Annotated in this window: 11 protein-coding genes; 5 read left to right on the forward strand and 6 right to left on the reverse strand. The window is 69.4% G+C overall.

Annotation, left to right across the window (positions count from 1 at the left end):
* Positions 1 to 35: 35 nt before the first annotated feature.
* The 4 genes from KDH83_RS27895 to KDH83_RS27910 all read left to right on the forward strand — a co-directional run bounded on the left by KDH83_RS27895 (position 36) and on the right by KDH83_RS27910 (position 2,000).
* Positions 36 to 323 carry a hypothetical protein gene (locus tag KDH83_RS27895; protein WP_212321694.1) on the forward strand — a complete coding sequence of 96 codons (288 nt, stop codon included), beginning with the start codon at positions 36 to 38 and terminating at the stop codon, positions 321 to 323.
* Between the two features lie 66 nt (positions 324 to 389).
* Positions 390 to 935 carry a hypothetical protein gene (locus KDH83_RS27900; protein ID WP_212321696.1) on the forward strand — a complete coding sequence of 182 codons (546 nt, stop codon included), beginning with the start codon at positions 390 to 392 and terminating at the stop codon, positions 933 to 935.
* Positions 936 to 1,055: 120 nt separating this feature from the next.
* A complete protein-coding gene (locus KDH83_RS27905) occupies positions 1,056 to 1,505 on the forward strand; it encodes a DUF6389 family protein (protein ID WP_212321698.1) in 450 nt (149 codons plus the stop codon).
* Positions 1,506 to 1,670: 165 nt separating this feature from the next.
* Positions 1,671 to 2,000 carry a YegP family protein gene (locus KDH83_RS27910; RefSeq protein ID WP_212321700.1) on the forward strand — a complete coding sequence of 110 codons (330 nt, stop codon included), beginning with the start codon at positions 1,671 to 1,673 and terminating at the stop codon, positions 1,998 to 2,000.
* A gap of 60 nt (positions 2,001 to 2,060) precedes the next feature.
* Here KDH83_RS27910 and KDH83_RS27915 read toward each other — a convergent pair whose 3' ends face one another.
* The 6 genes from KDH83_RS27915 to KDH83_RS27935 all read right to left on the reverse strand — a co-directional run bounded on the left by KDH83_RS27915 (position 2,061) and on the right by KDH83_RS27935 (position 7,196).
* On the reverse strand, positions 2,061 to 4,184 hold the full coding sequence (locus KDH83_RS27915; RefSeq protein ID WP_212321702.1) for a TonB-dependent receptor: 2,124 nt from the start codon (positions 4,182 to 4,184) through the stop codon (positions 2,061 to 2,063).
* Between the two features lie 70 nt (positions 4,185 to 4,254).
* Positions 4,255 to 4,698, reverse strand: a complete 444-nt coding sequence (locus tag KDH83_RS27920; protein ID WP_212321704.1) for a hypothetical protein — start codon at positions 4,696 to 4,698, stop codon at positions 4,255 to 4,257.
* A gap of 41 nt (positions 4,699 to 4,739) precedes the next feature.
* Complete coding sequence (locus tag KDH83_RS27925) at positions 4,740 to 5,417, reverse strand: ATP-binding cassette domain-containing protein (protein ID WP_212321706.1); 678 nt, start codon at positions 5,415 to 5,417, stop codon at positions 4,740 to 4,742.
* Positions 5,410 to 6,198: an ABC transporter permease subunit gene (locus KDH83_RS27930; protein ID WP_212321708.1), complete on the reverse strand. Its 789-nt coding sequence runs from the start codon at positions 6,196 to 6,198 to the stop codon at positions 5,410 to 5,412. Before KDH83_RS27930 ends, KDH83_RS27925 begins: the two co-directional genes overlap by 8 nt.
* Positions 6,195 to 6,359, reverse strand: coding sequence for a hypothetical protein (locus tag KDH83_RS32710; protein WP_249205402.1), 165 nt, complete (start codon positions 6,357 to 6,359; stop codon positions 6,195 to 6,197). Before KDH83_RS32710 ends, KDH83_RS27930 begins: the two co-directional genes overlap by 4 nt.
* A gap of 72 nt (positions 6,360 to 6,431) precedes the next feature.
* On the reverse strand, positions 6,432 to 7,196 hold the full coding sequence (locus KDH83_RS27935; protein WP_249205403.1) for an ABC transporter substrate-binding protein: 765 nt from the start codon (positions 7,194 to 7,196) through the stop codon (positions 6,432 to 6,434).
* A gap of 64 nt (positions 7,197 to 7,260) precedes the next feature.
* On the opposite strand from KDH83_RS27935, the gene KDH83_RS27940 reads away from it, so the two are divergent.
* Positions 7,261 to 7,974, forward strand: a complete 714-nt coding sequence (locus KDH83_RS27940; protein WP_212321710.1) for a Crp/Fnr family transcriptional regulator — start codon at positions 7,261 to 7,263, stop codon at positions 7,972 to 7,974.
* Positions 7,975 to 8,103: the final 129 nt, after the last annotated feature.

Genomic DNA, 8,103 nt, shown 5'->3' on the forward strand with positions numbered 1-8,103 from the left:
CGCATCGACGCCCTACGTTGCCGGAGTCTTACGCCATGACCACCCCCACCTCCAATCCCTCCCCCGTCCAGCCGCTGCATCATCTGGAATGCGGCGAATGCGGCTGGACGCTGACGATCCTGGCCAACACGACCGATCCCGTGTGCCAATGTCCGTGGTGCGGCTGGGATGACCTAGACATATCCCGCGTCGAGACGAAAGGCGCGGGGCAACAGATCCGCTGCAAGACGCACGGCGCGATGGCCGTGCTGATTCTCAGCGACAACATCGAAACGGACGATTTCATCAACGAACTGTACTGCCCGTTCTGCAAGCGGTCCTGACACCCGTCCTCGTCCCGCCCCGCCAGTTTCAGAATCCTCTGGTGTCGCGCGCCACGCGGCCCGCGCATGATCTTCGAGCGCGCTTCACTGCGCGCCCTTTCTCCAGATCCTGCCAGGGCCACCATGACACCCCGCACCCTCCTTCGCGCCGCCGCCTGCCTCCTGGCCGTCCTGCCGTCGCCCGCGCCGGCCGACAGCACGGGCCGCCTGCAATTCCTCTATACCGCCTTCATGGACGTGCGCGGACTGGCCGCGAACACGCTCGAACACTGCGCGCGCGACGACCCCGGAACACAATTCATGCTGCAAGGGCTGTACCAGGACTGGGATCGAAGCCACGGCCGCCAACAGGCCGAACTGCAGACGCTGATCCGCGCGCAGCTGGTCGCGGCCATCGGACCGGAACAGGCCGAAGCCTTCATCGACAATGCCAGGATGCAGGCGCACAAGCAGCTGGCGCCCCGCTACTTCCCGCAACGGCCGGTGGCGGACAGCGCGTACTTCTGCGGCAAGCTGCTGCCCCAGACCTTGCGGGGCGAGGTGCCGATGCTGCGCTTTGGAGAGTACGTGCGGGAATACAGGAACGAGGCGGCGTCCCGGGCGCGGCCGTAGCGGCCCGCGCTTCACAGGCAGGGCGTCTGGACGGCTTCTGTTAAAACAAGCCACCTGACAAGCCATCCGCCGACCCGGCGCATGCTTGACTCCACTCCACCCGCCCTGAACGAACCGCCCATGACTCAATCCGACTACGAAGCCGAACTGCTGCGCATCCTGCGCGCCCATGGCGACACCGCCCGCGCCACGCTGACGGCCCTGATCGCCGCCCTGCCTCCCAAGGCGCGCGAAATCCACATTGTGGTGTTTCCCGACCAGGACGGCGAAGGCACGTTCTCGGTGGTGGCCAGCCTGGAAGGCCCGGACCTGTTCGTGCTCAACAAGGCCATCGAAGGCCACCGCTACCTGTTCGACGTGCGCCATACCGAAGACGGCATCGAGCCCGAGGTGCCCCTGTTCGGCTCGGACGAAGCCGGCTTCGACGTGCAGAACGTGATCGTCGACACGGCGATGCAATGGGTCGGGGAATTGTGGGACGCTTGCGGGCGTGGCCGTTCGCCGTTGCCGGGGCTGGTGTACGGCGAGGAAGGCTATGGCACGCGGGAACCGCTGGAATTGCCCGTCTAGCCATTTGCCTCCCGGCAAGCGCGCACCGCCCCCTTGTCCACGCGCAGGCGAACAGGCATCCGATATGTTCAAAACGCCGCGCATGTCCTACTATCGGCCGGCACTCACAGTGCGCATCGCAGTATCTGCCTATTCCTGGATCACCCCAACATAACGGAGCTATCTATGAGTGGTTACTACGATTTGAAGCGCAGCGGCGACCAGTTCATGTTCAACCTGAAAGCCGCCAACCATGAAGTCATTCTGACTAGCGAGCGCTACACCACCAAGGCCAATGCGCTGGCCGGCATCGAATCGGTACGCAATAACTCGCCGACCGATGCCCGCTACGAACGCAAGACCGCCACCAACGGCGCGCCCTATTTCACGCTGACGGCCACCAATGGGCAGGTCATCGGGCGCAGCGAGATGTATTCGAGCGCGGCGGCGCGGGACAATGGCATTGCCTCGGTCAAGACCAATGGGCCCACCAGCACCTTGAAGGACAACACCTGAGACCTGGCCCCGGCGGCGCTTACGCCAGCGACCTGTGCACCTGCGCCGCCTCTCATTCCCTCAGAACCGATACGTCAGCCCCGCGCTGAACGCCCGGCCGTTGCCCGGCAGGAAGATCGGCATGGCCGCCGTCGCGCTGTTGCGGATGGCGTAGCTGCTGGCGTAGGTCTTGTCGGTCAGGTTGTCCGCCTGCAGATAGGCGCTCCAGTGCGCGTCATGCTCGTAGGCCACCTTGAAACCCAGCAGTGCATAGGCCTGCTGCTGAGTGCCCGGCGCGTTGGCGTGGTTGGTCTCGGTGTCGCTCATCAGCCAGCGCAGGTTGGGACCGACGCGCCAGCCGCCCTTGCGGTACATGATTTCGGCGCTGAGCAGATGGCGCGGCACGCCGGCGATGCGCTTGCCCGCGAACTCGCCGCCTCGGAAGCGGAAGTCGCTGAAGGTGTAGGCGATGCGGTAGTCGAGCAGGCCGTCGCCGGGCGCGGGCAGGCTGCCGCCGATGCCGGCCTCGATGCCCTGGTGGCGGGTGCGGCCGCGATAGTTGTAGGTGCCGGCCGGCGTGCCGTTGGCGTTGCTGACGGACATGAGTTCGTCGTCGACGCGGCTGCGGTACAGCGACACGCTCCAGCGCAGATCGCGGCCAGCCACGTCCAGCGAGCCGTCGCCGCCGATCTCATAAGTCAGCGCGCGTTGCAGGTCGAGCTTGCTCATGGACGCGACGGCGCTGGCCGGGTTCATGGGCGCTGGCACTTCGCCGTTGACGATTTCCCAGAAGGTGGGCGCCTCGTTGCTGCGGCTGACGTTGGCGTACCAGCGTTGCGTGGCGGCAGGCTGCCACACCAGGCCCAGGCGCGGCGTGGCGTAGTTCCAGTCCTGGTCCAGGGTCTTGCCGCTGTTGCGCTCGCGCGCGTCGCGCACGGCCTGCGTGTATTTCAGGTCGCCGACCAGGCTGAACTGTTCGGTCAGGTGCCAGTCCGCGCCTACCTGCGCGCTGCGGTTCTCGGCCTTGAGCGCGTAGGCGCCGAAGCGCTGCAGGCGGCGGCCGTCGGCCGGGCGGATAGCGTAGAACTCGCGGTCCATGTCGCTGCGCTGCCAGTCCAGCGCCACGCGGTAGTCCACGCTGCCGGCCTTGCCGGCCAGCCGCCACGTCAGGCCATAGGTGTCGCCGTCGGTGACGTTGGCGACCTGCGGGTTGGTGAAGTCGTCGTCGGTGCGCTGCCAGTACAGGCCGACGGTCTGGTTCAACGTGTCGTCGCCCCAATGGCTGCGGTTGGCGATGCGGAACTGGCTGCTGTCGCGGTGCGGGTCGCGCTTGTAGACGTTGTTGCTCAGATCCTGCGGCGTGTTGCCGTCGCCCAGCACGGCGCGCGGATCGTCGTACATGCGGGCCTTGGGCACGGGCTGGGGGATATCGAATTTCAGGTCGGTATAGGACAGATAGGTGCGGTTCTCGAAGCTGCCGCGCCGAAAACCCAGGTTGCCCTGGAAGCTGGAGCGCTCCGACGCCGAGTGGTGGCGGTAGCCGTCGGACTTGTCGTAGCCGAAGCTGAAACGGCCGTCCAGGCGATCGTCCTCGAAGCCCTTGGACAGCGTCATGCTGCGGCTGCCGAAGCTGCCGCCGCCCAGGCGGATCATGTCGTTCTGCGTGCCGGTCAGCGACAGGAAATCGACTTCGCCGCCGAGCGTGCTGGCGCCCGGCGAGAGCGCGTTGGCGCCGCGCCGCACGGTGATCAGGCCGGCGTTGCGCGGTTCCAGCATGCTGATGATGAAGGAGCCGTCGGCGTCGTTCAGCGGCAGGCCGTCCTGCATCAGCAGGATGCCGCGGCTCAGCGGATTGCTCTGGATGCCGGAGCCGCGGATGTTCAGGCGCGGCTGGTCCAGGCCGCCGAAGAACTCTTGCACCACCACGCCGGGCTGGTAGTCCAGCGCGTCGCGCAGCGTGACCAGGCGCACTTCCTGCTGCGGCTGGATCAGGTTGGTGCCGCCGGGCACGGCGCGCAGCGCGGCCTGGGCCTGCTGCGGACTGGGATCCAGCGCCTGCATCGGGGACTGGCCCGACACCAGCACGGGCGACAGCGACGGCACGGCCTGGCCGGCGGCCGGCGCCTGCTGGGCATGGGCCAGGGACGGCCCCAGCGCGACGAGGGCCAGGCTGGACGCCAGGTGGCGCAAGACGGGTGACTTCATGGGAGTGCTTCCAGGTAGAGCGAAAAAGGGGTGGCGGGCGACGCCGGTGCACGGGACACGCGCGGCGGCGCTACCAGGACAGATGGAACATGGTCTTGGCCAGCAGCACGATGCCGACCATGTGACAGAACACGCTGATATGCACGCGCCTGCGTACCGCGCTGCGCAGGCGCTTGCGGCGTGCCAGCGACATGGCGACGACGACGTGGATCAGCACGCTGGTGGCGAGCGCGAGCTTGATGGCCAGCAGCGTGCCGAAGGCCGAGGAGAATGGCTGCGCCAGCGCCGCGCGGTATTGCCAGGCCATGCCCAGGCCCGCTAGGTACAGCGCCAGCACGGCCCAGGGCACCACGGCGCGCACGCGCGGGCCGAGCTGTGCGCCGAGCGCCTTGCGCACGTCCGTGGGCAGGCGCTTCTGCACCGGCTCCAGGAACAGCACTTCGAACGTCACGGTGCCGACGAAGACGAAGGCGGCGAACAGGTGCAGGACCAGCAGGAAGGGATACGCGTTCATGGTTGCGCTCTATAAAAAAGAGGAAAGAAGGGCGGTCCCCGCTAGGGCTGGCCGCCCGCGGCCAGCAGCGCGGCACGCAGCTGCCCGGCGTCCGCCGGACCGTCCAGCGCGATGGGCGCGACGCGGCCCTGGCTCACCATGAAGCAGCGGTCGACCAGGCCCAGCAGTTCGTCGGGGTCGTGGCTGATGCACAGCAGCGCCGCGCCGCTGCGCCCGATTTCCTCGCGGCAGCAGGCGGCGAGCTGGCGGCGCAGGGCGGGATCGAGCGCGCTGAACGGTTCATCCAGCATCAGCAGATCCGGCGACAACGCCAGCGCCCGCGCCAGCGCCACGCGCTGCGCCATGCCGCCCGACAGCTCGCCGGGCCAGGCATGCAGTTCAGCCTCCAGGCCGACCCGCGCCAGCCATTGCGCGGCCAGCGCGCGGGCCGGTGCCGGCGCATGGCCGGCGGCGCGCAGCGGCAGGGCCACGTTGTCCAGCGCATGACGCCACGGCAGCAGCCGGGGTTCCTGGAACATCAGCACGGGATGGCGAAAGCCGTTGGCCAGGGCGCCGCCGCTGGGTCGCGTCAGGCCTGCGGCCAGGCGCAGCAGGCTGCTCTTGCCCGCGCCGCTGGGGCCGATCAAGCCCAGCCGCTCGCCGGGGCGCAGGCGCAGGTCCACGTCCCGCAGCACGGTCTTGGCGCCATAGCGCAAGGACAGGGCGTTCATCTCAAGCATGGCTGGGCTCCATCCAGCGGCCCAGCCGGCGTTGCAGCGGCTGCAGGAAGGCGAATTCCAGCAAGGCCACCAGGCCCAGGATCAGCAGCACCCAGGCGTACAGCTCGGCGGTATCAAAGGTGCTGCGGGCATTGGCCAGCGCAAAACCTGCGCCGTTCTCGGCGCCCAGCACCTCGGCCATCACCACCAGGCGCACGCCGCCGCAGGCGGCGATCAGCAAGGCGGCCAGCAGCGGCGCGCTAAGCGCGGGCAGGTACAGGTGGCGCAGGCGCAGCCAGGGGCCGTAGCGATAGGCCTGTGTCATCTCGACCAGCTTGCGGTCCACGTGCAGCATGCCCTTGACCGTGTTGACGTACATGCCGGGCGCCATCATCAGCGTGGTGATGAAGATCACCATCGACGAACCCAGGCCGAACCACAGCATGGCCAGCACCACCACGACCACCGGCGGCATGGCCATCAGCAGCCAGCGCAGCGGCTCGATCAGGCCTCGCAGGCGGGCGCTGTGGCCGGCCAGCACGCCCAGCGCGAAGCCGATCGACGCGCCGGCCAGCACGCCCGCGCCGATGCGCATCAGGCTGACGCCGGCGTTGGCAAAGAACTGCGGGCTGCGCAGCAGCGGACCGATGGCGCGGAACGCTTCCCAGGGCGTGGCCATCAGCAGCGGCCCGAGCTGGCGCGCGGCCACGTGCCAGGCCAGCAACAGCAGCAACACGCCGACCGCGCTCCAGGCGCGCGAGGTGCGCAGCGCTGGCGGCCCGTAGGATCGGGGCGCGCTCATGGGCCGTAGAAGCCGGCGGGCGGCAGCTTGCCGCCGATGGCTTGCGGATAGCGCTCGGCCAGCAGCTGGTACAGCGCTTCCAGCTCGGGGCGGGCCTCGCGCGCGCTGCGGCTGTGCAGGCGGGTGCCGCGCACGGCGGCTTCGAGCGCGGCCAGCGGCATGGGCGGCCGATGCTCGCGCCCCCGCGCCGCGCCGGCGGCGGGGTGTTCCCCCCCCCAACGCGCGGGCTCGGCCTAAGCGGCCTCGACCCCCGCCCCCCACGCGCCATCGTCCGCCCCCCCCGCCGCGGCCCCGACGCCCGCCCGCGGCCGCGGGGGCCGCGCCCGGAAGGCGCCCCGCCCCGCCTGCTCCAGGCTCTGTCCGCGATGCAGCGTGGGCGCGCCGCCCTGCTGCGCGGCGCGCCACAGCAGCAGCGACGCCATGGGTTCGACCAGCAGCGCCTGTTCGGCCTGGCCGTTGAGCATCAACGCGATCGCGTCCTGGCCGTCGCGGGTGCGGCGCAGCTTGACCGGCGCCAGGCCGCGCGCGGCCTGGGCGTCGAGCAGGGTGTCCAGCAGCACGGCCGGCAGGTCGCGCTGGAACGGCACGGCCAGCTCGCGGCCGGCCAGGTCTTCAAACGTCCGCACGGCCGGATCGCGGCTGACCAGCCAGAGAATGCCCCAGACCGAGATGTTCAAGAGCCGCACCGGCATGCCCCGGTTGTGCAGCAAGGCCGGCAAGGTGCCGGGCGCGGCGCTGAAATCCACGTTGCCATTGACCAGCAGCGTGCGCAATTGATCGGGTGTCTGCCACAGGCGGAAGCGCAGCTGGTCCGCATGCGCGGCCAGCGCGCCGGTGGCGGCCATGTGCATCAGCGGATAGCTGACCACGGCGCTCGGGCCGGCCAGGGTCAGGACGGCGCGGCGGCCGGACGCGGCGCGGGCCGTGGCCAGGCCGGGCAGCAGCGTCGCGCCCAGCATCGCCGCGCAGAGCCGGCGGCGGGTGTTCAGGTCTTTCATCTAAATATTACAAATAGGAATTGTTATCGTTTAAGATTCTCCCATTCCCCCCGAAAGACCCAGAATGACAAATATCAATCCGTCCGGGCCGCCACCGACGGACCTGCTCGCGCGGCATCCCTTGCTGCGGGACCTGCCCTCGCCAAGCGACGTGGCCGCGCAGCTGCTGCGCGGCGCGGCCCCGCTGCGCGCCGAGTCCGGCCAGATCCTGTTCGACGAAGGCGACGAGGCGCGCCACTACCTGCTGGTCGCCGCCGGCCAGGCCGAGGTCATGCGCTACGGCTACAACGGCGATGAACGCGTGTTCCGCGTCTTCGAGCCGGGCCAGCTGATGGCCGAGGCCGCCATGTTCATGCCGCACGGCCGCTATCCCATGCAGGCGCGGGCGCGCACCGGCTTCCTGGGCTGGCGACTGGGCCGCGCGGAACTGCACGAGGCCTGCCGGCGCTGGCCCGACCTGGCGCTGACCTTGCTGGCCAGTCTGAGCAAGAGCCTGTACGACCAGGTCAACAAGGTGGACTGGATGACCTCCAGCACCGCGCCCGAGCGACTCGCCCACTACCTGATGGACCTGCACGCGCGCCAGGGCAGCACGGTGACGCTGCCCTTGAGCCAGCGCCAGCTGGCCGCGCACCTGGGCATCCGCGCCGAAACCTTGAGCCGGCTGCTCAACGACTGGCAGGCGCAAGGCCACATCAGCGGCAAGCGCCGCGAATGGGCGCTGCGCGATCCAGCGCATCTGTCCAGGCTGGCGACGCTGGCGCGGCGGCCGTTCTGAAGCCTGGCCGGCCGGTTGCGCCGTCCGCTGGCGGCGTCAGCGCCGCCGCGGTCATCGGCGCATGCGCCGCCGCGCGCCAATGACCTGGATCATCGGCGCGCGACGGCAAGGCGCCGGACAATGGGGGCC

Origin of the sequence: Achromobacter sp. Marseille-Q0513 (assembly GCF_018195695.1) — a bacterium.
Taxonomy (GTDB): domain Bacteria; phylum Pseudomonadota; class Gammaproteobacteria; order Burkholderiales; family Burkholderiaceae_B; genus Achromobacter.

Coding starts and splice junctions, on each gene's coding strand:
- KDH83_RS27915 (WP_212321702.1), bottom strand. CDS start 4,184: ATGAAGTCACCCGTCTTGCGCCACCTGGCGTCCAGCCTGGCCCTCGTC.
- KDH83_RS27925 (WP_212321706.1), bottom strand. CDS start 5,417: ATGCTTGAGATGAACGCCCTGTCCTTGCGCTATGGCGCCAAGACCGTG.
- KDH83_RS27935 (WP_249205403.1), bottom strand. CDS start 7,196: ATGAAAGACCTGAACACCCGCCGCCGGCTCTGCGCGGCGATGCTGGGC.
- KDH83_RS27910 (WP_212321700.1), top strand. CDS start 1,671: ATGAGTGGTTACTACGATTTGAAGCGCAGCGGCGACCAGTTCATGTTC.
- KDH83_RS27920 (WP_212321704.1), bottom strand. CDS start 4,698: ATGAACGCGTATCCCTTCCTGCTGGTCCTGCACCTGTTCGCCGCCTTC.
- KDH83_RS27905 (WP_212321698.1), top strand. CDS start 1,056: ATGACTCAATCCGACTACGAAGCCGAACTGCTGCGCATCCTGCGCGCC.
- KDH83_RS27900 (WP_212321696.1), top strand. CDS start 390: ATGATCTTCGAGCGCGCTTCACTGCGCGCCCTTTCTCCAGATCCTGCC.
- KDH83_RS27940 (WP_212321710.1), top strand. CDS start 7,261: ATGACAAATATCAATCCGTCCGGGCCGCCACCGACGGACCTGCTCGCG.
- KDH83_RS27895 (WP_212321694.1), top strand. CDS start 36: ATGACCACCCCCACCTCCAATCCCTCCCCCGTCCAGCCGCTGCATCAT.
- KDH83_RS32710 (WP_249205402.1), bottom strand. CDS start 6,359: ATGCCGCTGGCCGCGCTCGAAGCCGCCGTGCGCGGCACCCGCCTGCAC.
- KDH83_RS27930 (WP_212321708.1), bottom strand. CDS start 6,198: ATGAGCGCGCCCCGATCCTACGGGCCGCCAGCGCTGCGCACCTCGCGC.